General features: G+C 70.9%; 18 protein-coding genes. 14 read left to right on the top strand and 4 right to left on the bottom strand.

Going from position 1 to position 23,900, the window contains the following annotated elements:
* Positions 1 to 16: 16 nt before the first annotated feature.
* The 3 genes from BJ969_RS12420 to BJ969_RS12430 are packed head-to-tail and all read left to right on the top strand — an operon-like array spanning position 17 to position 2,615.
* Positions 17 to 1,012 carry a bifunctional MaoC family dehydratase N-terminal/OB-fold nucleic acid binding domain-containing protein gene (locus BJ969_RS12420; protein ID WP_184479091.1) on the top strand — a complete coding sequence of 332 codons (996 nt, stop codon included), beginning with the start codon at positions 17 to 19 and terminating at the stop codon, positions 1,010 to 1,012.
* Positions 1,009 to 1,449, top strand: coding sequence for a MaoC family dehydratase (locus BJ969_RS12425; protein ID WP_184479092.1), 441 nt, complete (start codon positions 1,009 to 1,011; stop codon positions 1,447 to 1,449). Before BJ969_RS12420 ends, BJ969_RS12425 begins: the two co-directional genes overlap by 4 nt.
* Positions 1,446 to 2,615: a lipid-transfer protein gene (locus tag BJ969_RS12430; RefSeq protein WP_184479093.1), complete on the top strand. Its 1,170-nt coding sequence runs from the start codon at positions 1,446 to 1,448 to the stop codon at positions 2,613 to 2,615. The genes BJ969_RS12425 and BJ969_RS12430 overlap by 4 nt, the downstream gene beginning before the upstream one ends.
* Before the next feature lie 223 nt (positions 2,616 to 2,838).
* On the opposite strand, the gene BJ969_RS12435 is transcribed toward BJ969_RS12430, so the two are convergent.
* Positions 2,839 to 4,740 carry a S9 family peptidase gene (locus tag BJ969_RS12435; protein ID WP_184479094.1) on the bottom strand — a complete coding sequence of 634 codons (1,902 nt, stop codon included), beginning with the start codon at positions 4,738 to 4,740 and terminating at the stop codon, positions 2,839 to 2,841.
* 150 nt (positions 4,741 to 4,890) lie between these two features.
* On the opposite strand from BJ969_RS12435, the gene BJ969_RS12440 reads away from it, so the two are divergent.
* The gene (locus BJ969_RS12440; protein ID WP_184479095.1) at positions 4,891 to 5,781 is read left to right on the top strand and encodes a phosphotransferase; all 891 of its coding nucleotides are present in this window, start codon (positions 4,891 to 4,893) and stop codon (positions 5,779 to 5,781) included.
* 12 nt (positions 5,782 to 5,793) lie between these two features.
* On the opposite strand, the gene BJ969_RS12445 is transcribed toward BJ969_RS12440, so the two are convergent.
* From BJ969_RS12445 to BJ969_RS12455, 3 genes are read right to left on the bottom strand one after another with little or no spacing between them, the layout of a single operon-like run.
* Positions 5,794 to 6,456 carry a 4'-phosphopantetheinyl transferase superfamily protein gene (locus tag BJ969_RS12445; RefSeq protein WP_184479096.1) on the bottom strand — a complete coding sequence of 221 codons (663 nt, stop codon included), beginning with the start codon at positions 6,454 to 6,456 and terminating at the stop codon, positions 5,794 to 5,796.
* On the bottom strand, positions 6,453 to 7,298 hold the full coding sequence (locus BJ969_RS12450; RefSeq protein ID WP_184479097.1) for a metallophosphoesterase family protein: 846 nt from the start codon (positions 7,296 to 7,298) through the stop codon (positions 6,453 to 6,455). The genes BJ969_RS12445 and BJ969_RS12450 overlap by 4 nt, the downstream gene beginning before the upstream one ends.
* Positions 7,299 to 7,352: 54 nt before the next feature.
* Positions 7,353 to 8,555 carry a hypothetical protein gene (locus tag BJ969_RS12455; RefSeq protein WP_184479098.1) on the bottom strand — a complete coding sequence of 401 codons (1,203 nt, stop codon included), beginning with the start codon at positions 8,553 to 8,555 and terminating at the stop codon, positions 7,353 to 7,355.
* Positions 8,556 to 9,041: 486 nt separating this feature from the next.
* On the opposite strand from BJ969_RS12455, the gene BJ969_RS12460 reads away from it, so the two are divergent.
* The 10 genes from BJ969_RS12460 to BJ969_RS12505 all read left to right on the top strand — a co-directional run bounded on the left by BJ969_RS12460 (position 9,042) and on the right by BJ969_RS12505 (position 23,898).
* On the top strand, positions 9,042 to 9,896 hold the full coding sequence (locus BJ969_RS12460) for an ABC transporter permease (protein WP_184479099.1): 855 nt from the start codon (positions 9,042 to 9,044) through the stop codon (positions 9,894 to 9,896).
* A 155-nt stretch (positions 9,897 to 10,051) separates the two neighbouring features.
* Positions 10,052 to 10,738, top strand: coding sequence for an ABC transporter ATP-binding protein (locus BJ969_RS12465; RefSeq protein WP_221316430.1), 687 nt, complete (start codon positions 10,052 to 10,054; stop codon positions 10,736 to 10,738).
* A 128-nt stretch (positions 10,739 to 10,866) separates the two neighbouring features.
* Complete coding sequence (locus tag BJ969_RS12470; RefSeq protein ID WP_184479101.1) at positions 10,867 to 12,009, top strand: LLM class flavin-dependent oxidoreductase; 1,143 nt, start codon at positions 10,867 to 10,869, stop codon at positions 12,007 to 12,009.
* Positions 12,006 to 12,824 carry a class II aldolase/adducin family protein gene (locus tag BJ969_RS12475; protein ID WP_184479102.1) on the top strand — a complete coding sequence of 273 codons (819 nt, stop codon included), beginning with the start codon at positions 12,006 to 12,008 and terminating at the stop codon, positions 12,822 to 12,824. The genes BJ969_RS12470 and BJ969_RS12475 overlap by 4 nt, the downstream gene beginning before the upstream one ends.
* Before the next feature lie 28 nt (positions 12,825 to 12,852).
* Positions 12,853 to 13,824 (top strand): ABC transporter substrate-binding protein, encoded by a 972-nt coding sequence (locus BJ969_RS12480; RefSeq protein WP_184479103.1) that lies wholly within the window; start codon positions 12,853 to 12,855, stop codon positions 13,822 to 13,824.
* A 28-nt stretch (positions 13,825 to 13,852) separates the two neighbouring features.
* Positions 13,853 to 14,926, top strand: a complete 1,074-nt coding sequence (locus BJ969_RS12485) for an Rrf2 family transcriptional regulator (protein WP_184479104.1) — start codon at positions 13,853 to 13,855, stop codon at positions 14,924 to 14,926.
* Between the two features lie 80 nt (positions 14,927 to 15,006).
* Complete coding sequence (locus BJ969_RS12490) at positions 15,007 to 15,468, top strand: cupin domain-containing protein (protein WP_184479105.1); 462 nt, start codon at positions 15,007 to 15,009, stop codon at positions 15,466 to 15,468.
* A 319-nt stretch (positions 15,469 to 15,787) separates the two neighbouring features.
* Positions 15,788 to 17,116 carry a glycosyltransferase family 87 protein gene (locus BJ969_RS12495; RefSeq protein WP_184479106.1) on the top strand — a complete coding sequence of 443 codons (1,329 nt, stop codon included), beginning with the start codon at positions 15,788 to 15,790 and terminating at the stop codon, positions 17,114 to 17,116.
* A 772-nt stretch (positions 17,117 to 17,888) separates the two neighbouring features.
* On the top strand, positions 17,889 to 22,454 hold the full coding sequence (gltB, locus tag BJ969_RS12500; protein ID WP_184479107.1) for a glutamate synthase large subunit: 4,566 nt from the start codon (positions 17,889 to 17,891) through the stop codon (positions 22,452 to 22,454).
* On the top strand, positions 22,447 to 23,898 hold the full coding sequence (locus BJ969_RS12505; RefSeq protein ID WP_184479108.1) for a glutamate synthase subunit beta: 1,452 nt from the start codon (positions 22,447 to 22,449) through the stop codon (positions 23,896 to 23,898). The genes gltB and BJ969_RS12505 overlap by 8 nt, the downstream gene beginning before the upstream one ends.
* Positions 23,899 to 23,900 lie beyond the last annotated feature (2 nt).

Consider the following 23,900-nt stretch of genomic DNA (forward strand, 5'->3'; position numbering starts at 1 on the left):
GGGAGCACGACGAGCCATGACCGTCGAGACCGACGAAGCGCGCGACACCGACCAGGCGATCCCGGCGATCGCGGAGCGGATCAAGGCGGCGGGGGAGTCCGGCCCCCGGCTCGCCCGCGACCCGGTGAACCAGCCGATGATCAACAACTGGGTGGAGGCGTTGCGCGACGGCAACCCCGTCTACACCTCTCCCGAGGCCGCCGCCGAATCCGCGCACGGCGCACTCGTCGCGCCACCCGCGATGGCGCAGGTGTGGACGATGCCGGGCCTGCACCCCGACTACGAGACCGACGATCCGCTGCACGCCATGATGTCCGCGCTCGACGAGTTCGGCTTCGGGTCCGTCGTGGCGACCAACTGCGAGCAGACCTACCACCGGTACCTGCGCCACGGGGAACGCGTCGCGGTCACCACCCGGCTCGAATCCGTCGTCGGCCCGAAGCGCACCGGACTCGGCGAAGGCTGGTTCGTCACCACCCGCAACGTCTGGTACGTCGGAGCGGAGCCGGTCGCCGAGATGATGTTCCGGGTGCTGAAGTTCCGCCCGCCGTCGCGGGAAGCACCGCCCGAACCGGCACCGGAACCGGCGGCGGCCCCGGCGGCGGCCCCGGCGATCCTGCCCGCGATCAACCGGGACACCGCGTACTTCTGGGAGGGCACCGCCGCCGGTGAGCTGCGCATCCAGCGCTGCGGGCAGTGCGGCCTGCTGCGCCACCCGCCGGGGCCGATGTGCCCGGAGTGCGGCGCCACCGCGCCGACGCACCTGGTCGCGGCCGGGCACGGCGAGGTCTACAGCTACGTCGTGCACCACCACCCGCCGCTGCCCGGCAAGGAGCTGCCGCTGGTGATCGCGCTGGTCGAACTCGACGAGGGCGTGCGGATGCTCGGCGAACTGCACGACGTCGACCCCGACGAGGTGTCGGTGGGGTTGCGCGTCGAAGTGGACTTCCGCCACGGCGACCAGGTCAGCATGCCGTTCTGGCGGCCACGACAGCGAAGGAGTGCGCGATGAACGCGCTGCCACGGACCAGGACGTCCGCCGAAGTGCGGGTGGGCGCGGCCCTGCCGGAGGAACGCATCGAGATGACCCCGACCTACATCGTGAGCACCGCGCTGGCCACGAGGGACTTCCAGGACGTCCACCACGATCGCGATCTGGCGCAGGCCAAGGGATCGAAGGACATCTTCGTCAACATCCTCACCAGCACCGGGATCGCGCAGCGCTACGTCACCGACTGGGCGGGCCCGGAGGCGCTGGTGCGCTCGGTGTCGGTCAAGCTCGGCGTGCCGTGCTACGCCCACGACACGCTGACGCTGTTCGGCCAAGTGCTCGACAGCTCCACGGCCGAGGGGGAGACCCGGTTCGAGGTGGAGGTGCTCGGGCGCAACGGGCTCGGCGAGCACATGCGCGGGACCGTCGTGGTGGCGCTGCCGGAGGTGGTGGCATGAGCTTCGCGGACAAGACCGCCATCGCGGGCATCGGGGCGACGGAGTTCTCCAAGGACTCGGGCCGCAGCGAACTCCAGCTCGCCGCCGAAGCGTCCCGCGCCGCACTGGCCGACGCCGGATTGGAACCGTCCGATGTGGATGGTCTGGTCACGTTCACCATGGACGACAACACCGAGATCGCCCTCGCGCGCGAACTCGGCGTGCCGGAGCTGAGCTTCTTCAGCCGCGTGCACTACGGCGGCGGTGCCGCCTGCGCCACGGTGCAGCAGGCCGCGCTCGCGGTCTCCAGCGGTGTCGCCGACGTCGTCGTCTGCTACCGGGCGTTCAACGAGCGCTCCGGGCAGCGGTTCGGCCAGGTGCAGGCCGCCGCCGCTGCCGCGCCCACGTCGTCCGGAGTGGACAACAGCTGGAGCTACCCGGTGGGACTGGGCACCCCGGGCGCGCAGGTCGCCATGTTCGCCCGGCGCTACATGCACGAGTACGGCGCCACCAGCGAGGACTTCGGCCGCGTCGCCGTCGTCGACCGGCAGCACGCGGCCACCAACCCGAACGCCTGGTTCTACGGTCGCCCGATCACCCTGGCGGATCACCAGGCCTCCCGGTGGATCACCGAGCCGCTGCACCTGCTCGACTGCTGCCAGGAGAGCGACGGCGGCGTGGCCGTCGTGGTCGTCAGCGCCGAACGGGCCGCGGACCTGCCGAACCAGCCGGCGCTGGTCCGGGCCGCCGCGCAGGGCAGCGGACCGGACCAGTTCACCATGACCAGCTACTACCGCGACGAGCTCGGCGCGCTGCCCGAGATGGGACTGGTGGCCCGGCAGCTGTGGAGCCAAGCCGGACTCGGGCCGTCCGACGTGCGGATGGCGATCCTCTACGACCACTTCACGCCGTTCGTGCTGGTGCAGCTGGAAGAACTCGGTTTCTGCGCACGCGGCGAGGCCCGGCACTTCATCGCCGACGGCGGCATCGGCCTCGACGGGGCGCTGCCCGTCAACACCCACGGCGGGCAGCTCGGCGAGGCCTACATCCACGGCATGAACGGCATCGCCGAAGCGGTGCGCCAGATCCGCGGCACGGCGGTGAACCAGCTCGACGACGTGGACAACGTGCTGGTCACCGCCGGAACAGGAGTACCCACCAGCGGACTGGTGCTGGCAGCGGGGTGAGAGCTCGTTTCGCAGTGTGCCCGGGTAGCGGAACTTCTCCGCCTGTAGCCGTCTGCGTCTTGTCAGCGGCGAAGCCGCTGAGCAGTGACCACCAGAGCAGGCCGACCACCGGCGGGTTCTCAGCGGTTTCCTCGCGAGGACGGCTTTTTCCCTCGTGGCGGAGCCACTCGGAAAAAAGATCCCGCAGCGAGGAAACCGCTGAGGTTCCGCTACCGACGACCGATCAGCAGGCCACGTCGGAGGAACCGGTGAGGTGGCGCGCGAGGAAGTGGTCGGCTCTGCGGTAGAAGTCGATCTGGTTCTCCGGGTTGAGGAAGCCGTGGCCCTCGTCGTCCTTGACCAGGTACTCGACGTCCACGCCGCGGTCGCGCAGGGCGGCGACGAGGTTGTCGGACTCGGCCCGCACCACCCGGACGTCGTTGGCGCCCTGGGCCACCATCAGCGGCGTGCGGATCTCGTCGACGTGGTGGATCGGGGACCGCGCCCGGATGTCGGCGACGTGCTCGGGCACGTCGGGGTCGCCGATGTAGTGGTGGAAGTTGTTGGTCAGCTGCTTGCGGGCGAACACCGGAACGGTCCGCATGAAGTTCTCCAGGTCCGAGATGCCGACGTAGTCGATGGCGGCGGCGAACACGTCCGGGGTGAGGGTGACCGCCACCAGCGTGGCGTAGCCGCCGTAGGAGCCGCCGAAGATCGCGACCCGGTCCGGGTCGGCGTAGCCCTGCGCCACGGCCCAGTCGACCGCGTCGATCAGGTCGTCGTGCATGGCTCCGGCGAATTCGCCGATCGCGGCCTGCATGTGCGCCTTGCCGTAGCCGACGGAGCCGCGGAAGTTGACCTGAAGCACCGCGTAGCCCCGGTTCGCCAGCAGCTGGACGGCCTCGTTGAAGCCCCACGAGTCGCGGTACCACGGGCCGCCGTGCACCAGCAGGACCAACGGCAACCGGCTCGGTTCGACTCCGACCGGCAGCGTCAGGAACGACGGCAGCGCCAGCCCGTCGCGGGCCGGGATCGTCACCGGTGTCATCGGCGCCAGCGCCGCGGGATCCAGGTGCGGGTAGGGGCGGAACAGCAGCCTGCTCTCCCCGGTCGCGTGGTCGTAGAGCCAGGTGGCGCTGGGCTCGCGGTCGTGGTCGAAGCCGACGACCCAGCGCTGCTCGTCCTGGTCGCAGGACAACCGCCCGATGGTCCCGTCCGACAGCGCTTCCAGCGCCTCCAGCACGGCGGCGAACCGCGGGGTCAGCGGCCGGATCACCTGCTTCTCGCCGAGGTACCGCACGCCCAGCAGCGCACCGTCGCGCGGGCTGCGGATCAGCGGTGACCCGATCTGCTCCACCCCGCGGCGCATCCCGTCGAGCTCCAGCTCCGGGTGCTCGTCGACCAGCGTCTCCGCGCCGGTGGTCAGGTCGACCCGGGCCAGCAGCAGCCGGTCGCCGCCCGCCCACGAACCAAGCCACACGCCGCCGCCGTCGGCGGCGAGTTCGAACGGGAACATGCCCAGCGGGTGATCGCTGCCGGGGAACACCGCGATCTCGACGGGGTCGCCCGCGTTCCAGCGGGACAGGACGATGTCACCGCCGTCGTTGAGGGTCAGCGCGTGCGGCTCCTGATCGGGTGTGAGCAGCCAGTCCATGACCTGGCCCGGGTTCTCCGCGAGCACGGTGAGCTCGCCGGTCGCGATGTCGAGCTCGGCGAGGTCCATCTCGGTGACCTCGCGGTGGTTGATCTGAAGCAGCACCGTGCCCGGGCGCCCGTGCGGTTGCTCGTGGCTCAGCACCCGCGCCCCCGGGTACGGCGTCAGGTCGACGGCCGGTGCCTCCGGGTCGGTGAGGTCTACGCGGAACAGGTGGTGGTTCTCGTCGCCACCGCTGTCCTGCGCGTAGATCAGCCAGCGCGGGTCGTGCGTCCACTCGAAGCTCGTGACGCTGCGGACTTCGTCGGCGGTCACGCAGCGCGGCTCGCCGTCGGCTCCTCCGTCCCGGCCGAGGTCCTGCACCCAGACGTTGAGCCGGTTCTTCCACGGCGCGAGGAAGGCGATCCGGTCGCCGTCCGGGGAGATCGACGCACCGGCGCGCTCGGGCGGGCCGACCAGGTCCTCGACGGAGAGGCGTGCGGGTGAGGTCATCGGAGTCCTTTCATCGGGCTGGTGAGGCGCTGCAACCAGCACACGCCGTGCCGTCGCGGCACGGTCAACCCGACGTGTCGGGCATCACCTCGCGCCTCGGCCGGTGAAATTCGGTTGCTCGGTCGTGGTGGGGGCGGGCAGGGTTCCGGTGTGGTCGAGGGGGCTCGGGACGGGCGTGCGGGGATCGATGCGGAGCTGGTCGGGCGCTTGGTCGCGACCCGGTTCCCGCGGTGGGGCGGGCTGCCGGTGACGCCCGTGGAGGTCGACGGGTGGGACAACCGGACCTATCGGCTCGGCGAGCGGATGACGGTGCGGCTGCCGACGGCGCCCGAGTACGAGGCGGCGATCCACAAGGAGCACCACTGGCTCCCGCTGCTCGCGCCGTCGCTGCCCGTGGCGATCCCGGAGCCGCTGGCCAAAGGCGAGCCTGGGTGCGGTTTTCCGCGCAGCTGGTCGATCCGGCGCTGGCTGGACGGCGCGACCGCCGCGCCGGGGCGCATCGCGGATCTGACCTCCTTCGCCGTGTCGGTCGCGGAGTTCCTGTCGGCCCTGCACCGGATCGACGCGTCCGGCGGCCCGCCACCGGGGGCGCACAACTTCCACCGGGGAGCGCCGCCCGCGCACTACGACGGTGAGACCCGGGCCGCGCTGGCGGAGCTCGACGGCCGGATCGACGTGGACGCGGTCGCCGCGGTGTGGGACGCGGCGCTCGACTCGACCTGGGGCGGCGACCCGGTGTGGTTCCACGGCGACGTCGCCGTGGGGAACCTGCTGGTGCGCGACGGCCGGCTCAGCGCGGTCATCGACTTCGGGTCCTGCGGAGTCGGGGACCCCGCCTGCGACCTGGTGATCGCGTGGACGTTGTTCACCGGCGCGAGCCGGGACGCGTTCCGCGCGGCCGTCGGACTGGACGACGCGACGTGGGCGCGCGCTCGCGGCTGGGCGTTGTGGAAAGCGCTGATCACGCTCGCCGCCGACCCGCTCGGAGAGTCCGCCGTCGCGCAGCACCGGGTGCTCGACGCAGTTCTCGCCGAGGTGTGAGGACCGGGCGGGTCAGCGGGTCCGGGGCAGGCGTGCGATGGCGGTGATGATGAGGCCGTCGTCGGCCAGCCAGCGGCCGGTGAACGAGGTGAGCGGGGCCCCCTCCACTTCGGGGCCGGTCTTGAGCAGCCGCGCGGAGAAGGTGCCGCCGGGGTCGATGGTGAGGTCGGCGTCCTCGAAGCCCAGCCACTCGCCGGTGATCGGGAACCACGCCTTGTAGACGGATTCCTTGGCGCTGAACAGAATCCGGTCCCAGTGCACCGAAGGGTCCTCGGCGGACAGCGCCTCGATCCGCGGGCGCTCGGCGGGGAGGGTCACGGCGTTGAGGACGCCGTCCGGCAGCACGTCGTGCGGTTCCGCGTCGATGCCGACGGTGAGCACCGAGCTCTCCAGGCCGACGACGGCGGCCCGGTAACCGGCGCAGTGCGTCATGCTGCCCACGACCCCGGCGGGCCAGCCGGGCGCGCCGCGTTCGCCGGGCAGCAGCGGTGCGGCCGGCACACCGACCTTCGCCAGCGCGGCTCGGGCGCAGTGGCGGACCGTGGTGAACTCGCGGCGGCGCTTGTCCACCGCGCGCGCGATCACCGCGGCCTCCTCGTCGAACAGCCAGGCGTCCGGCGGGTCGGTGCGGGTCTCCTCCCAGGCGAGCTCGCCGGGCAGCAGGCGTTCGATCACGACGTCTCCTCGGGGAACACCAGGCGCAGCGGGTCGTCGGGCAGGCCGCGGCGCTTCCACTCGCGCGGGTAGCCGACCGACACCTCCTGGAACCGCACGCCGTCGTGCCAGGTGGTGCGGGGGATGTGCAGGTGCCCGTAGATCACGGCCGCGGCCCGGTGGCGCAGGTGCCAGTCGGCGGTGTGCACGGTGCCGCACCACTGCGCGAACTGCGGGTACCAGAGCACGTCGGTGGGTTCGCGCACCAGCGGGTAGTGGTTCACCAGCACCGTCGGCAGCTCCGGATCGCACTCGGCGAGCCGCTTCTCGCTGTAGGCGAGCCGCGCCCGGCACCAGTCGTCGCGGGTCGCGTACGGATCCGGGTGCAGCAGGAACTCGTCGCTGCACACCACGCCGGACTCGTGCGCCACGGCCAGCGCCTCCTCCTTCGTGGAGGTCCCGGCGGGGCGGAAGGTGTAGTCGTAGAGCACGAACAGCGGCGCGATGGTCACCGGGCCGCCGCGCCCGGTCCACACCGGGAACTCGTCCTCCGGGGTGACCACGCCGAGCTCGCGGCAGCGGCGCACCAGCTCCAGGTAACGGGCTTCACCGCGCAGCTGCAGCGAATCCTGCTTCGGCGTCCACAGCTCGTGGTTGCCGGGCACCCAGATGACCTTCGCGAACCGCTCCGCGAGCATGCCCAGCGCCCAGGAGATCTCGTCGGCGAGCTCGCCCACGTCGCCCGCGACGATCAGCCAGTCGTGCTCGGTGCGCGGACGCAGGGCGCGCGCGATGTCCTTGTTCTCGGCCATCGCGACGTGCAGGTCGCTGACGGCCAGCAGTTCGCCGGAAGTGGAGCTCATGATGCCGCGATCGTATCCGAACGAATGCCGGTGCTCGGCCGGTTCGCGCGGTTTCTAGGGGTTCCCCGGGCCGTGGCGCCGCACCGGCCGCCGGGGGCGGGGCGTCAGGCCGTGAACGATCGGATCGGCTGTGCCTTGCACTGCCTGGAGGCGATCGGTCACGGGCTCCACCCGCGGGATCGGCACGGTGTCCTGCTCCAGCGGATCGGGTCCGGTCAGCCAGCCGATGCCGGTTCCGCGCAGGTGCCGGTACTCGACGAACGCCAGTGCCAGCGTGGTCACCAGCCCGCACAGGTTCAGCGCGTACGAGAGTTCATCGGGTACGGGGTCCTGCGCGGTGGTCCACCGGCCGACGAACTCGATCCCGGTCATCGTGACGGCCAGCGCCGCCGAGATGACCGGCGCGAGCAGCGGGTGCACGTCGCTCGTCCACATCGCCGTCCGCGCCGCCCAGTACACGAAGCACAGCGCGTACCCCGCGAGCCAGCCGACGAACAGGAATGCGGTGAGTCCGACCGCGTACTGCCATCCCTCGGTGATCACCTGGGTCTCCTCGCCGTCCGAACCGGCCCAGAGCGCCACGATGCATCCGACGGCCACCGCGACCGGGATGACGACGGTGCCCAAGCCAGCCAGGAGCCGTCCTCCCAGGCGGGAGAACCCCGCCCCGAACCGGCCGCGGAACCGCCGGTGGGTGGCGAAGAACAGCAGCGGCAGCACCACCGGGACGACGCACAGCGCGAGCAGGGCGGTCCAGAACGTCTTCTCGGAGGCCTCCGTGAGGTTCTCCAGCACCGACTTCTGGTACAGCCCCGTCGCGATGCTGACGGTCAGCAGACCGCTCGCCGAACGCCAGAACGCGACCCGCTCCAGCGTCCGGGTCTCCTTGTCCACGGCGTACGGCCGGAACAGCGCGCGGGCCAGCTGCCACGGCAGCACGATGCTGATCCCGTGGGCGGGGCGGACGCGCACCGGAACGCCGTTGCGCTCGGAGATCAGCTCGCCCAGGTACCGGTGGCGCCGGTCGGCGACCGCCAGCACGACTCGCAGGCCGATGCCGAGCGGGATCGTGATCGCGAGCACCGGCCACAACAGCCACTGCACCGAGAAGCCCAGCGCGCCGAACACCGCCGCGATCAGCAAGGCCGCGATCAGCACGCCCTCGGTCGTCCACACACCCAGGCGCAGCCGCCATCGGTCCTGCGCCGCGCGCTGGAACCGGTTTTCGAGCGGGTCGAGCGGGAGTGGTCGGATCATGCCATCGACGCTATGAAGACGGCGGATCCCGCGTTCCCGGATTTCCGGGGCTCCGCGAAGTTCGCCGGTCGCTCGGGTGACGGCGGATTCCGGCGCTCCCCGGCGATGGAAGGGCCCTCCGCACCCCGGCACGACGAACTCCCACACTGTGAGAGGCACAATCTTGGTCTGGTGGGTTGGGTTTACATCCGCTGGGCGGCGTGGCTACCGTGATCGCATGGCCCGGACGGCGACGCTCACCACGCGCGAATACGTGGACAACGCACGGGTGTCCTCCGCGCTCTGTAGCGCCTGAGCCCTTCCTTCCGCACTGCCGTGGCCGAGCCGGACCGCTCGGCCGAGTCGGCACTGCCGCCCCCGCTGACCGACCTTCTCCGGTGACACCGCACGCCTGATGCGAGTCGGTGCGGCGCCCCGTTCTTCGGCGGCACCGGTCGCGAACCAGTGCCGTCCTCCGCAGATCCTTGTCGCCAGTGGAGCGTGACGATGACTTCGCCCGCGGCGCCTCCGAGCGCCCGATCCGACACCGGCGGCATCGCCGTCACAACGGTGCGGACCAGCCGATCCAAAGGGGAGCAGCGCGTTCCCCGCTGGCTGGTCAAGACCTTCAGCCCGATCGCGCTGATCGCGCTGTGGCAACTGCTCAGCTCGATCGGCGTGCTCGACGACGACACGCTCGCCTCGCCGGCGACGGTCGCCGCCACCGCCTGGGAGATGTGGCAGGAGGGCAGGCTGCAGGACGCGGTGCTGGCCTCCGTGCAGCGCGTGGCGATCGGGCTGGTCTTCGGCCTGATCGCGGCGGTCGTGCTGGCCACGATCTCCGGGTTGTTCCGGCGCGGTGAGGACATCGCCGACGCGCCGATGCAGATGCTGCGCACGGTGCCCGTGATCGGCCTGATCCCGCTGCTGATCATCTGGTTCGGCATCGGGGAGACGCCGAAGATCGTGCTCATCGCGCTCGCGGTGACCTTCCCGCTGTACATGAACATCTTCGGCGGCATCCGCAACGTGGACGCGGGCCTGGTGGAGGCCGCCAAGACCCTCGGTCTCGGCTGGTTCGCCCAGGTGCGGCACGTGATCCTGCCCGCGGCGATGCCGAACGCGCTGGTGGGGCTGCGGTTCTCGCTCGGCTCGGCGTGGCTGGCGCTGGTGTTCGGCGAAACGATCAACGCGAACGCGGGCATCGGCTACGAGATGAACATGGCCCGCGAGTTCTTCCAGACCGACGTCATCGTGGTCTGCCTGGTGCTCTACGCCCTGCTCGGCCTGGTGGCCGACTTCATCGTTCGACTTCTCGAAAGGACCGTGCTGGCATGGCGACCGGCTTTCCGCGGAGCGTGACGGAATCCGCCCCCGAGACCGCGGCCCCCGAGACCGCGGCCCCCGAGGCCGCCCCCGACGAGCACGTCGACGCGGCCACCACCGGTCCGGGCGGGGCCACCACCGACCCGGGCGGTGCGCCGGAGACCGCCACCGAGTCCGCGTCGAAGGGCGCGCTGCCCGCCACGGTGCGCGGCCTCACGAAGAGCTTCGGCGACCACACCGTCATCGACGGTCTCGACCTGGACATCGAACCGGGCCAGTTCGTGGCGCTGCTCGGCCCCAGCGGGTGCGGCAAGAGCACCCTGCTGCGCATCCTCGCCGACCTCGACCGCGAGATCACCGGCGAGGTCCAGGTGGCGCAGCGGCGCGCGGTGGCGTTCCAAGCGCCGCGGCTGCTGCCGTGGAAGCGGGTGTGGCGCAACGTGGTCCTCGGCCTGCGCGGCAAGCCGAACCGGGCGAAGGCCGTCGCCGCGCTGGAGGAGGTCGGCCTCGGGCACCGGGTGGACGTGTGGCCGAAGGTGCTCTCCGGCGGTGAGGCGCAGCGCGCCTCGCTGGCCCGCGCGCTGGTGCGCGAACCGGACCTGCTGCTGCTGGACGAGCCGTTCTCCGCGCTCGACGCCCTCACCCGGCTGAAGGTGCAGGCGCTGGTCGGGGAGCTGTGGCAGCGCCACGGCTGCGCGATCCTGCTCGTCACCCACGACGTCGAGGAGGCGCTGCTGCTCGCGGATCGGGTGCTGGTGATGGACGGCGGCGGCATCGTGCACGACCAGCTCGTCGAACACCCCCGCCCGCGCGACGTGTCCGCACCGGCGTTCGTGGCGCAGCGCTCCGAGCTCCTCTCCTGGCTGGGAGTGCACTGAGCACGACTTCTCCATAGCGGCGCAACGACATTCGCCGCACGGACGCGCGATCACCACCGCGGCTCCACCGGAGCCGGGGCGAGCCGACGCGTCCGCTCGCGGATCAGGACCGAACAGGAAGTGTTGTCATGAGTGTGGAAATCGTCGGCATGATCGGCCCCCAGCACGTCTCGGAGATCCACCGAGCAGAAGGGCCCGCGATCGACCCGGAGTTCCTGCGGCGTTTCGCCCGCGCCCACGAGGACGGCGGGTTCGACCGCGTGCTCATCGGCCACGGCTCCGGCTCACCGGACGGCACCCAGATCGCCGCGCACGTCGCCGCGCACACCGACCGGCTCGGGTTCCTGGTGGCGCACCGGCCGGGCTTCGTGTCGCCGACGCTGGCGGCGCGCACCTTCTCGACGCTGGACACCCTCGCGGGCGGCCGGATCGCGGTGCACATCATCACCGGCGGCAGCGACTCCGAGCAGCGCCGCGACGGCGACTACCTGGACAAGGAGCAGCGCTACGCCCGCACCGACGAATACCTCGACGTCCTGAAGCGGGCGTGGACCGAGGACGGCCCGATCAGCCACGACGGCCCGAACTACCGCTTCGAGGACTTCCAGACCGCGGTGAAACCCGTTCAGCGGCCCCGGATTCCGCTGTACTTCGGCGGTTCCTCCGAGGCCGCATACCGGGTCGGCGGCAAGCACGCCGACGTGTTCGCGCTGTGGGGCGAACCGCTGGCCGAGACCGCCGAGCAGATCGCCTCGGTGCGCGCCGCCGCCCGCGCGGCCGGGCGCACCGACACCCCCGGAATCAGCGTGTCGTTCCGGCCGATCCTCGGCGCCACCGAGGAGCTCGCCTGGGAACGCGCGCATTCCGTGCTGGACCGGATCCACGCCGCCCGCGGCGGGTTCGGCTCGTTCACCGGGCCGAAGACCCTCGGCAAGGGCACCGAGGTCGCCAACGTCGGCTCGCAGCGCCTGCTCGCCGCCGCCGCGAAGGGCGAGCTGCACGACCGCGCGCTGTGGACCCCGACCTCGCAGGCCACGAACGCGGCGGGCAACTCCACCGCGCTCGTCGGCACCGCCGAGACCGTGGCGAAGGCGCTGGCCGACTACGTCGACATCGGCGTGACCACGTTGCTGATCCGCGGTTACGACCCGCTCGACGACGCCATCGACTACGGCCGCGAACTCCTCCCGGCCGTCCGCGAAGAAGTCGCCCGCCGCGCCCGCGCGGGCGCGACCACCGAGCAGGACCAGAGCGAAAGGACCCCGGCATGACCGCCACCGCACCTTCCTCGCAACTCTCGGAATTCGCCCGGAACCTGCGGCCCCGCACCAACACCTTCCCGCCGCGGCCGAAGTTCGACTCCGTGGAGGACGAGCGGCTCTTCCGCAAGCAGCGCCTCGTCGCCGGGTTCCGGATCTTCGGCAAGCTCGGCTACAACGAGGGCGCAGCCGGGCACATCACCGTGCGCGACCCGGAACTGACCGACCACTTCTGGGTCAACCCCTTGGGCCGCGCGTTCAGCCGCATCAAGGCCTCCGATCTGCTGCTGGTCAACCACGACGGCGAGATCGTGCACGGCGACCACCCGGTCAACCAGGCCGCTTTCGCGATCCACTCGCAGATCCACCGCGCCCACCCGCACCTGGACGCGGCCGCGCACAGCCACTCCATCTGGGGCAAGGCGCTGGCCGCGCTGGGCACCGAGCTGCTGCCGATCTCGCAGGACGGCGCGCAGTTCTACGGCGACAACGTGATCGTGCCGGACTTCTCCGGTGTGGTGCTGGACCTGGAAGAGGGCCGCCGCATCGCCGAAACCCTGGGACAGCGGCGGGTGGCGATCCTCGCGAACCACGGCCTGCTCACCGTCGGGCGGTCGGTGGAGGAGGCGGTGTCGCTGTACGTGGCCGCCGAGCGCAACGCGAAGACGCAGATCCTCGCCTCGTCGGCGGGCGAGCCGCAGCTGATCCCCGACGACATCGCCCGCCACACCCACGAGCAGTACAGCAGGCACGCCGACCCGGGCTGGGTCACGTTCGCGCCGCTGTACGAGGAGATCGTGCACGAACAGCCCGACCTGCTGGACTGACCGTCCTAAACGGACATGAGGAGTGATCGTGGCTCGACATCGCACGGCGGTGGTGGCGGTGGTGCTAGCGCTGCTCTCGGTGCTGGCAGGCTGCGGCGGCGGACGACCCGCGGACCGGCTCTCGGACGTGACCCTGGTGCTCGGTGACCAAGCCGGCGGCACCCGGGCGCGGGCCGAGGCGGCGAAGGCGTTCGAGGACGCGCCGTACCGGGTGCGGTGGGCCAATTTCCAAGGCGCCGCGCCGCTGTTCGAGGCGGTGCGTTCCGGCGAAGTGGACACCGCCGTCGCCGGGGACACCCCCACCTTGCAGGCGCTGGCCGGGGGAGTGCCGATCCGCCCGGCCGTCGCCACCGCCGCCGCGCAGTCGTCCACGGCGATCGTGGTGCCGCCGGACTCGCCGATCCGCACCGTGGCCGACCTGCGCGGCAAGCACATCGTGATCTCCTCGGCCGCGGGCAGCATCTCGCAGCTCACCGTGCTCGGAGCACTGGAGGAGGCGGGCTTGGACCCGCGCGATGTGGAGATCACCTTCAGCCTGCCCACCGACGCTCAAGCCGGTTTCCGCGCCGGCCACATCGAGGCGTGGGCGACGTTCGACCCGTACCTCGCCATCGCGCAGGACGCGGGAGCGCGGGTGCTCCGCGACGGCACCGGCATCAACGGCCACAACGGATTCATATCCGTCGCCGAGTCCTCCCTGGCGGACCCGCTGAAGCGGGAGGCGTTGGCCGACGCCATGCGCCGATTCGCCCGAGCCTGGCAGTGGAGCGACGAGAACCAAGCCGAATACCAGCGGGTCTACTCGGACCTGACGTCCCTGGAACCCCAGGTGGCCCGCAACATCCTCACCCGGACCCGGCAAGAGATCCGGCCGCTGAGCCCGGAGGTGCTCGCCGAGTTGCAGCGCACCGCCGACCGGTTCCGCGCCGCCGGGGTGATCCGGGAGCCGATCGACGTCGCGGCATCCAGCGTGCCCGACCTGTACTCCGGCGGGGCATGATGCCGGGGATGGAACGAATGGAGTCGACATGACGCGCACGTGGGTGCCCGACAGCGCTTCGCGGGGCCACGTCGTAGTGCTGCACGGCAGGGGCGAACATCCCGGTGTGTACGAGCGGTTCGGGCGCAGGCTCGCCGTCGACGGCTACACGGTGGTCGTACCGGACCTGGCCGCGGAGCCGGGTGAGCCCGCGGCGTGGTTCGCCGACGCGGGCGACACGGCCCGCATCCTCGTCGGGACCGACACCGGGGCGCTGCGAGCCTGGGAGGCGGCGCTGAGCTCGTCCGTCGACGGCCTGGTGCTGGCGGGCACGCCGCTGTCGGCGGCGACGGAGGCGCCCGCGGGCCGTGACGAAGAGATCTCCGCGCGCACGTCCTGCCCGATCCACCGGGAACGCCTCGACGCCGACCCCGACTTCAGGTGGGGCGAGCTCGACGCGGGCACTTCGGTGCCGCCGCGAGGTCTCCCGGAGATCCCGGTGCTGCTGCTGCACGGCGACGGCGACGCCATCGCGCCGGTGGACCCGGTGACGCGGCTCGGCGCCGCGCATCCGCAGGCCACCGCGGCGGTGTTCAAGGACGGCGTGCACGACATCCTCAACGACAAGGTGCACCGCAGCGTCGCCGCCCGGATCGTGCTGTTCTGCGAGGAGATCGCCAAGGGAGCCGTGGTGCTGCCCGAGGTCACCGCCGCGAAGAGCTCGCGGGTGCGCCGCGCCGCGCCCGTGCACATCTCGGCGCGGGTGGACTACTCGGTGCGGGCGCTCACCGAACTCGCCCGCAGCGGCAGGCAGCAGACCTGCGAGTCGATGGCCCGCACCCAGGGAATTCCGCTGAACTCCCTGGTGAACCTGATGGTGGAGCTGCGCCGCGGCCGCCTCGTCAACAGCCAGCGCGGCTGCGAAGGCGGCTACTGGCCGGCGAAACCGGCCGAGGAGATCACTCTCGCGGAGGTGATCCGCGTCGTGGAGGGCTCGGTGACCTCCCGCCACGACGACGCGCCGCAGGACGGCGTGTGGGCGCGGCTGGGCGGCACGGTCGCCGAGTTCCTCGACCACGTCACCATCGCCGACCTCGCCGCCGACCGAACCCCGGTGGCCTGACCCGCCCGACCGCCCGGGTCGCGAGGAACCCCGAGCCGGGGCGACCCTCGCCGTGAACCACGCGCAGAACGGAGCTCGACATGTCCGACGCCTTCCACCCCGACTTCAGCTCGCAGGACGCACCCGCGGACGACCGGCCGCTGCGGGCACGGCTGCACCACATCCGTGGTGATTCGCTGGACCGCAACACCGCGCAGACCGAGGGGATGCAGCGGCTCGCCGCGATCAGCGGGGACACCGTCGGCTCCGAGCGGATCTGGACCGGCGAGACGCACGTCGCCCCGTCCACCTCCTCCGACAACCACCACCACGGCGAGTCCGAGACGGCGATCTACGTCGCGAGCGGCAACCCCGAGTTCGTCTTCCACGACGGCACCGAAGAGGTCCGCATCAAGACCGAACCGGGCGACTACATCTTCGTCCCGCCCTACGTCCCGCACCGCGAGGAGAACCCCGACCCGGACAACAAGGCCGTCGTCGTCATCTCCCGCAGCACCCAGGAGGCGATCGTCGTGAACCTCCCGGAGCTCTACGCGCTCTGACGCCGCCTTCTCGCCACGGGGTCGATTTCTGGCGTTCGTCCGATTGCTGATTCCGGGAGCGGGCTGCCGGGAACCCGTCCCCGTGGTGGGGCGCCTTGGTGGCCGCTGCGCGGCGGCTCCGCCGCCGACGAGGGAAGCGGGGACGCCCGCTGGGCCGACGGGGACGGCGGCCACCCGCCCCGCCCGCGGACCGCCTCGAAGCCCTTGTGGCAGGGTTGGATAGAGTTTCGTGCCTGCATTCAGGTGCACCCCGCGGCCGGATGCTCCTCGTCGGGGATCGGGCAGTCGATGCTGGTGGCCGCGCGACGGAAGGATCTCGTTGGCCACCCCGCTGCACCCTGACTTATCGGGCACGTCCGGCCCGCCTGAGCAGACCGGATTCCGCTCGGCCCTCGCTTCGCACCTCGCCACCGCGCAGCGGTGGACGGAGCTCTTGCGCGCCCAGGTGCTCGCACGGCCGCGTTCCGTGATCGCCGTCGGAGCGGCCGCGCTGGTGGTCTCGACGGTGGCGATGTTCCTGATGCGCCGCGCCGGGCTCGGGCACGACGCGGGCATCGACTACCAGGTCTACCGGTGGGCGGTGCACACCTGGCTCAGCGGCGGGGACATCACGGTCGGCGGGCCGATGACCAGCGCGGATCGCATCCTGCCGTGGGTGTACCCGCCGTTCGCGCTGCTCCCGCTGTCGGTGCCCGCGCTGCTGCCGCACGTCGTCGGCCTGTGGCTGATCTACCTGACGGACCTGGCCGCCATCGGGGTGGTGCTGTACCTCGTGGCGCGGCGGATGTGGCCGCTGGCCGGGCGGGAGAGCGCGCTGGCGGTGGCCGCGCTCGCGCTGCCGGGAACGCTGCTGCTGGAACCGGTGTACGCGTCGTTCGGACTGGGCCAGATCAACATCCTGCTGATGGCGCTGGTGGCCGTCGACTGCCTCGCCGAGAGCCCTCGGTGGCCGCGCGGTCTGCTGGTCGGCCTCGCCGCCGCGATCAAGCTCACGCCCGCCGCGTTCCTGCTGTTCTTCCTGGTGCGCAAGGACTACCGGGCCGCCGCCGTCGCGGCGGTCACCGCCACGGCCGGAACCTGCTTCGGCTTCGTGCTCAACCGGTCGGCCTCGATGGACTACTGGTTCGGCAGCGGCCCCGCGGCCGGGGTGAGTGGTTCCGCGTTCCACACCAACCAATCGGTCATGGGCGGGCTCGCCAGGTTGGACCTGCCCACGTTGACCCAGTACTCGCTGTGGGCGCTGTTCGCGCTGGTGCTGACGCTGGTGACGGTCCGCGTGCTGCGGTCGGCGGAGGTCGGGCATGCGCTGCTGGGGACCGCGCTGCTGGCCCTGCTGATCTCGCCGACGTCCTGGTCGGACCACTGGGTGTGGGTGGCGCCGGGCCTGCTCGTCGTGGCCGGTACCGCCCTGCGCAGGCGCAGCACGGGCTGGCTCGCCGCCGGAGCGGTCATCATCGTCGCCGCGTTCGCGGCCACGTTCCGGATGCTGCCCGCGAGCGGCGACTGGAATGCCGTACAGCACGTGATCGGCGATTCCTATCTGCTGATCGGTATCGCAATGCTTTTGCTGCTGTCGCGTTATGCGGCGCGTCCGGGTCGGTTGCCCGAACCGCCGGGAGTGCTCACCGGTCGCCTCCCGCGCGATTGATCGGAGCGGGCGGGAATCTGCTGTGACGGTGTGAAATCGTCCGATTCCGCTCCGCTTCGCAGCATTCCCGATAATCGATCAAGAATGGTCTTCTCGGCGGTTCGCTCAGCGTGGCAGCGGAATTGCGCAGCGTGCCGGTGCGGCCTTTCCGGAGTGGACCGGTTCCGCGGTGGGCGACCGGGCGCGGCAGCCGTGGTGCCCGATCGGTGCTGGTCAGGGAGGTGTCCGACCTGGTTCAGGGCCGTCTGTGTGCGGCTGGGCGGGTCGGTGCGCTCGCGTTCCCGCGCATAGCGGGAAAGGCGACCGCGCGGGTTGCGGCATCCGTGTGAACTTCGCCCCGTCGCCGGAGAATCGGCCATTCCACAGGGGACGGTGCGGCGGAAAGCCGCTGCGCGCAAGGGTTCCTATGCTGTGGCCTACATCACCAGTAACGCGGGCTGGACCGAAAAAGCCGCTCTGAGCTGGGAAGACGACTCTCGGTGGCGCGCTGCGGGCCGCCGCTCGCCGGAAGTGGCGGGCACGGGCGGTTGATCGAACGTGACCTGCGGTGGAAGTGCCCGAAGGGGATCGTCGCGGTCGGCGGGAAGGCGCCATGTGATTTTTACCCGCGTTACTCAGGCGTAGCCTTGAGCGGCATCGGTCTGTACAGTGCCTCAAACTGACCGACGATGCAACGGCGCATCCTTTTGTCAGTGCCCGATAGGTTTTCGCGGATCGATGGCGAGTGCTCACAATTCCCTCGCTCGATCCGGGCCTGGCGACGGGAGGATCGATGCCGGATTCCCAGTATTTGAGAAATGAGGCGCAACGTCGCGCCGCCGAGCGGGGTCTGTACGACCCGGCTCACGACCACGACGCCTGCGGAGTGGCGTTCGTGGCCGATATGCACGGGCGACGCAGCCATGCCCTGGTGGAGAACGCGCTCACGGCATTGCGAAACCTGGAACACCGGGGAGCCAAGGGCGCCGACCCGGAGACCGGAGACGGCGTCGGCCTGCTCACGCAGGTCCCGGACGCCTTCTTCCGCGCCGTCGTCCCCTTCGACCTGCCCGAAGCGGGCGGGTACGCGGCGGGGACCGCCTTCCTGCCCGCGGACGGGTCCGCGGCCGAGGAGGCCGTCGGAGTCATCGAGCGGATCGTGGCCGAGGAAGGGCTCACCCTGCTCGGCTGGCGCGAAGTGCCGATCGTCGCCGAGAACGCGGGCCGCTCCGCCCGCGAGGTGATGCCGAGCTTCCGGCAGTTGTTCATCGGGCACGGAACCGACGGTGCCGAGCAGGAATCGGCGCTCCAGTTCGAACGCCGCGCCTTCTGCGTGCGCAAGCGTGCCGAGCACGAGGCGGCGGTGTACTTCCCGAGCCTGTCGGCCCGGACCTTCGTCTACAAGGGAATGCTCAGCGAGACCCAGCTCGACGCGTTCTTCCCGGACCTGCTCGACGAGCGGTTCACGAGCGCGATCGGCCTGGTGCACTCGCGGTTCTCCACGAACACGTTCCCGTCGTGGCCGCTGGCGCACCCGTACCGCTTCATCGCGCACAACGGCGAGATCAACACGATGAAGGGCAACCGGAACTGGATGCGGACCCGCGAGAGCATGCTCGCGACCGACCTCATCCCCGGTGAGCTCAAGCGGCTGTTCCCGATCGCCACGCCCGACGGCAGCGACTCGGCGACCTTCGACGAGGTCTTGGAGCTGCTGCACCTCGGTGGCCGGTCGCTGCCGCACTCGGTGCTGATGATGATCCCGGAGGCGTGGGAGAACCACGCCGAGATGGACCCGCGGCGCAAGGCGTTCTACGAGTTCCACAACTACCTGATGGAGCCCTGGGACGGTCCCGCGCTGGTGGCGTTCACCGACGGCACCCAGATCGGCGCGGTCCTCGACCGCAACGGGCTGCGCCCCGGCCGCTACTGGGTCACCGACGACGGCCTGGTCGTGCTGGCCAGCGAAGTCGGCGTGCTCGACCTGGACCCGGCGCGCGTGGTGCGCAAGGGCCGGTTGCAGCCGGGCCGCATGTTCCTCGTCGACACCGGCGCCGGCCGCATCGTCGACGACGAGGAGATCAAGGGCGAGCTGGCCGCCGCGCACCCGTACCAGCAGTGGCTGGACGACGGCGTGGTGCACCTGGGCGACCTGCCCGACCGCGACCGCGAGGTGCCCTCGCACGCGTCGCTGGTGCACAGCCAGCAGGTGTTCGGCTACACCCAGGAAGAACTGGGAGTGCTGCTCAAGCCGATGGCCGCCGGTGGTGCGGAACCGATCGGCTCGATGGGCAACGACGTGCCGTTCGCGGCGTTCTCCAAGCGCCCCCGGCAACTGTTCGACTACTTCACCCAGTTGTTCGCGCAGGTCACGAACCCGCCGCTGGACGCGATCCGGGAAGAGCTGGTGACCTCGCTGGCCACCCACGTGGGACCTGAGCACAACCTGCTCGACCACGACCCGGACGCCTGCAAGCAGCTGGTGCTGCCGTTCCCGGTGCTGGACAACGACCAGCTCGCCAAGATCGTGCACATCAACGACGACGGCGACCGGCCCGGCCTCAAGCCCGCCACGATCCGCAGCACCTACGAGGTCGGCGGTGGCGGGCAGGCGCTGCGGGACCGGCTGGACGAGATCTGCGACGAGGTCTCGGCCGCCGTCGCAGACGGGGCGCACGTCCTGGTGCTCTCCGACCGCACCGCCGACGCCGATCACGCCCCGATCCCGTCGCTGCTGGTCACCGGCGCCGTGCACCACCACCTGGTGCGCGAGAAGACCCGCACCCGGGTCGGCCTGGTGATCGAGGCGGGCGACGTGCGCGAGGTGCACCACGTCGCGCTGCTGATCGGCTACGGCGCCGCCGCGGTCAACCCGTACCTGGCGATGGCCAGCGTCGAGGACCTGGTGCACAACGGCGTGCTCCAGGGACTCGACGGCACGCAGGCCACCGGCAACCTGATCAAGGCGCTCGGCAAGGGCGTGCGCAAGACCATGTCCAAGATGGGCGTGTCCACGGTGGCCTCCTACACCGGCGCGCAGATCTTCGAGGCGATCGGTCTCGGCGCGGAGGTCATCGAGCGGTGCTTCGCGGGCACCACCTCGCGGCTCGGCGGCGTCGGCTTCGACCTGCTGGCCAAGGAGGTCGCCGAGCGGCACCGCAAGGCCTACCCGGCCGACGGCGTCCAGGCCTCGCACCGGAGCCTGGCGGTGGGCGGTGAGTACCAGTGGCGGCGCGAAGGCGACCCGCACCTGTTCAACCCGCGCACCGTGTTCAAGCTGCAGCACTCCACGCGGGCCGGTCGCTACGAGGTCTTCAAGGAGTACACGAAGGCCGTCGACGACCAGTCGCGCGACCTGATGACGCTGCGCGGGCTGTTCAAGTTCCGCGACGGCGTGCGCAAGCCGGTGCCGATCGACGAGGTCGAGTCCGTCGAGTCGATCGTGAAGCGGTTCGCCACCGGCGCCATCTCCTACGGGTCGATCTCGCAGGAGATGCACGAGACGCTGGCGATCGCGATGAACCGCCTCGGCGGCAAGTCCAACACCGGTGAGGGCGGTGAGGACGCCGACCGGTTCACCCCGGACGCCAACGGCGACTCGCGCCGCTCCGCGATCAAGCAGGTCGCCTCCGGGCGGTTCGGCGTCACCAGCGAATACCTGGTCAACGCCGACGACATCCAGATCAAGATGGCCCAGGGCGCCAAGCCCGGTGAGGGCGGCCAGCTGCCCGGCCACAAGGTGTACCCGTGGGTCGGCAAGACCCGGCACTCCACGCCGGGCGTGGGGCTGATCTCCCCGCCGCCGCACCACGACATCTACTCGATCGAAGACCTCGCGCAGCTGATCCACGACCTGAAGAACGCCAACCCGAAGGCGCGGATCCACGTCAAGCTGGTCAGCGAGGTCGGTGTCGGCACGGTCGCGGCGGGCGTGAGCAAGGCCCACGCCGACGTGGTGCTCATCTCCGGGCACGACGGCGGCACCGGCGCCTCACCGCTGTCGTCGATCAAGCACGCGGGCGGGCCCTGGGAGCTGGGGCTGGCCGAGACGCAGCAGACGCTGCTGGCCAACGACCTGCGCGACCGGATCGTGGTGCAGACCGACGGTCAGCTCAAGACCGGTCGCGACGTGGTGATCGCCGCGCTGCTCGGCGCGGAGGAGTTCGGTTTCGCCACCGCTCCGCTGGTCGTGTCCGGCTGCATCATGATGCGGGTGTGCCACCTCGACACCTGTCCGGTGGGCGTGGCGACGCAGAACCCGGATCTGCGGGCGAAGTTCGACGGCAAGGCCGAGTACGTGGTGAACTTCTTCAAGTTCATCGCCGAAGAAGTGCGGGAATACCTGGCAGAACTCGGTTTCCGCTCCATCGAAGAGGCCATCGGGCACGCCGAGCTGATCGACACCGACGACGCGGTGCGGCACTGGAAGACCGAGGAGCTCGACCTCTCGGCCATCACCCACGTGCCGGAACTGCCCGCGGGCGCGGCGCTGCACAACACGACCACCCAGGACCACGGGCTGGACAAGGCCCTGGACCACACGCTGATCCAGCTCAGCGAGGGTGCGCTCAAGGACGGCTCGCCGGTGCGGCTGGAACTGCCGGTGCGCAACGTCAACCGCACGGTGGGCACCATGCTCGGCCACGAGCTGACCACCAGGTGGGGCGGCGAGGGCCTGCCGGACGACACGATCGACGTGACGTTCACCGGTTCGGCCGGGCAGAGCTTCGGCGCGTTCGTGCCGCGCGGCATCACGCTGCGGTTGCTGGGCGACGGCAACGACTACGTCGGCAAGGGCCTCTCGGGCGGGCGCATCGTGGTGCGGCCACCGGAGAACGCCTCCTACACCGCCGAGGACAACGTCATCGCGGGCAACGTGCTGCTCTACGGCGCGACCGGCGGCGAGCTGTTCGTGCGCGGTGTCGTGGGGGAGCGGTTCTGCGTGCGCAACTCCGGCGCGGTGGCCGTCGTCGAGGGCATCGGCGATCACGGTTGCGAGTACATGACCGGTGGCCGCGCGGTGATCCTCGGTGGCACCGGGCGCAACTTCGCGGCCGGCATGTCCGGCGGCATCGCCTACGTGCTGGACCTGCGCGAGGACCGCGTCAACCCGGAGATGGTCGACCTCGACCCGCTCGACGACGCCGACCGCGAGTTCCTGCACGACCGGATCCGCAGGCACTTCGAGCAGACCGCCTCGCAGGTGGCGAGCGAACTGCTGGCCGACTGGGACCGTTCGGTGGAGCGCTTCGGCAAGGTCATGCCGCGCGACTTCAAGCGCGTGCTGGAAGCGCAGGACGCCGCCGAGCGCGACGGTCGCGACGTCAACAAGGCGATCATGGAGGCGGCTCATGGCTGACCCGAAGGGATTCATCACCACGGCGCGCCAAACGCCCCAGCGCCGCCCCGTGGACATCAGGATCAAGGACTGGCGCGAGGTCTACCTGGACTTCGAGCCGGGCCGGGTCAAGGAGCAGGCAGGGCGCTGCATGGATTGCGGCATCCCCTTCTGTCACAACGGTTGTCCGCTGGGCAACCTGATCCCGGAGTGGAACGACCTCACCTGGCGCGGCGACTGGAGCGACGCGGTCGAGCGCCTGCACGCCACGAACAACTTCCCGGAGTTCACCGGGACGTTGTGCCCCGCCCCGTGCGAGGCGGCGTGCGTGGTCGGCATCAACTCCGACCCGGTGACGATCAAGCAGGTCGAGATCGAGATCATCGACAAGGCCTGGGACGAGGGCTGGGTGACCCCGCAGGCGCCCGCGGCGAAGACCGGCAAGAAGGTCGCGGTGATCGGTTCCGGCCCGTCCGGGCTGGCCGCCGCCCAGCAGTTGACCCGCGCGGGCCACGACGTCGTGGTCTACGAGCGGGCCGACCGCATCGGCGGGCTGCTGCGCTACGGCATTCCCGAGTTCAAGATGGAGAAGCGCCGGCTGGACCGGCGGCTCGGGCAGATGCGGGCCGAGGGCACCGAGTTCCGCGCCGGCGTCAACGTCGGCGTGGACGTGACGGTGGAGCAGCTGAAGGCGGACTACGACGCGGTGGTCCTCTCCGGCGGCGCGACCGCGGCCCGCGACCTGCCGATCACCGGCCGCGAGGCCGTCGGTGTCCACCAGGCGATGGAGTACCTGCCGCTGTCGAACCGGGTGCAGGAGGGCGACCTCCAGTCCTCGCCGATCGACGCCGCGGGCAAGGACGTCGTCGTGATCGGCGGCGGTGACACCGGTGCCGACTGCGTCGGCACCGCGCACCGCCAGGGCGCTGCGTCGGTGACCCAGCTGGAGATCATGCCGACGCCGCCGTCCGAGCGGCCCGACAGCCAGCCGTGGCCGACGTACCCGATGACGTTCAAGGTGACCTCGGCGCACGAGGAGGGCGGGGAGCGGCTGTTCTCCGTCAACACCCAGGAGTTCCTCAAGGACGAGGCTGGGAACCTGCGTGCGCTGCGCCTCGCGGAAGTGCGTCGGGAGGACGGCCGCTTCGTGCCGGTCGAGGGCACCGAGCGGGAACTGCCCTGCCAGCTGGCGTTCCTGGCGATGGGCTTCGTCGGCCCGGAGAAGGAAGGTCTGCTCACCGACCTCGGCGTGGAGCTCGACGAGCGCGGCAACGTCGCCCGCGACTCGGACTTCATGACCACTGTGGACGGTGTGTTCACGGCGGGCGACATGGGCCGCGGCCAGTCGCTGATCGTGTGGGCGATCTCGGAGGGCCGTTCGGCCGCCGCCGGGGTCGACCGCTACCTGACGGGCCGGGACGTGCTCCCCGCCCCGATCGCACCGACGGACCGCCCGATGGTCTGATC

It is taken from the genome of Saccharopolyspora gloriosae, assembly GCF_014203325.1.
Taxonomy (GTDB): domain Bacteria; phylum Actinomycetota; class Actinomycetes; order Mycobacteriales; family Pseudonocardiaceae; genus Saccharopolyspora_C; species Saccharopolyspora_C gloriosae.

Coding starts and splice junctions, on each gene's coding strand:
- BJ969_RS12420 (WP_184479091.1), top strand. CDS start 17: ATGACCGTCGAGACCGACGAAGCGCGCGACACCGACCAGGCGATCCCG.
- BJ969_RS12425 (WP_184479092.1), top strand. CDS start 1,009: ATGAACGCGCTGCCACGGACCAGGACGTCCGCCGAAGTGCGGGTGGGC.
- BJ969_RS12430 (WP_184479093.1), top strand. CDS start 1,446: ATGAGCTTCGCGGACAAGACCGCCATCGCGGGCATCGGGGCGACGGAG.
- BJ969_RS12435 (WP_184479094.1), bottom strand. CDS start 4,740: ATGACCTCACCCGCACGCCTCTCCGTCGAGGACCTGGTCGGCCCGCCC.
- BJ969_RS12450 (WP_184479097.1), bottom strand. CDS start 7,298: ATGAGCTCCACTTCCGGCGAACTGCTGGCCGTCAGCGACCTGCACGTC.
- BJ969_RS12455 (WP_184479098.1), bottom strand. CDS start 8,555: ATGATCCGACCACTCCCGCTCGACCCGCTCGAAAACCGGTTCCAGCGC.
- BJ969_RS12460 (WP_184479099.1), top strand. CDS start 9,042: ATGACTTCGCCCGCGGCGCCTCCGAGCGCCCGATCCGACACCGGCGGC.
- BJ969_RS12470 (WP_184479101.1), top strand. CDS start 10,867: ATGAGTGTGGAAATCGTCGGCATGATCGGCCCCCAGCACGTCTCGGAG.
- BJ969_RS12475 (WP_184479102.1), top strand. CDS start 12,006: ATGACCGCCACCGCACCTTCCTCGCAACTCTCGGAATTCGCCCGGAAC.
- BJ969_RS12485 (WP_184479104.1), top strand. CDS start 13,853: ATGACGCGCACGTGGGTGCCCGACAGCGCTTCGCGGGGCCACGTCGTA.
- BJ969_RS12490 (WP_184479105.1), top strand. CDS start 15,007: ATGTCCGACGCCTTCCACCCCGACTTCAGCTCGCAGGACGCACCCGCG.
- gltB (WP_184479107.1), top strand. CDS start 17,889: ATGCCGGATTCCCAGTATTTGAGAAATGAGGCGCAACGTCGCGCCGCC.
- BJ969_RS12505 (WP_184479108.1), top strand. CDS start 22,447: ATGGCTGACCCGAAGGGATTCATCACCACGGCGCGCCAAACGCCCCAG.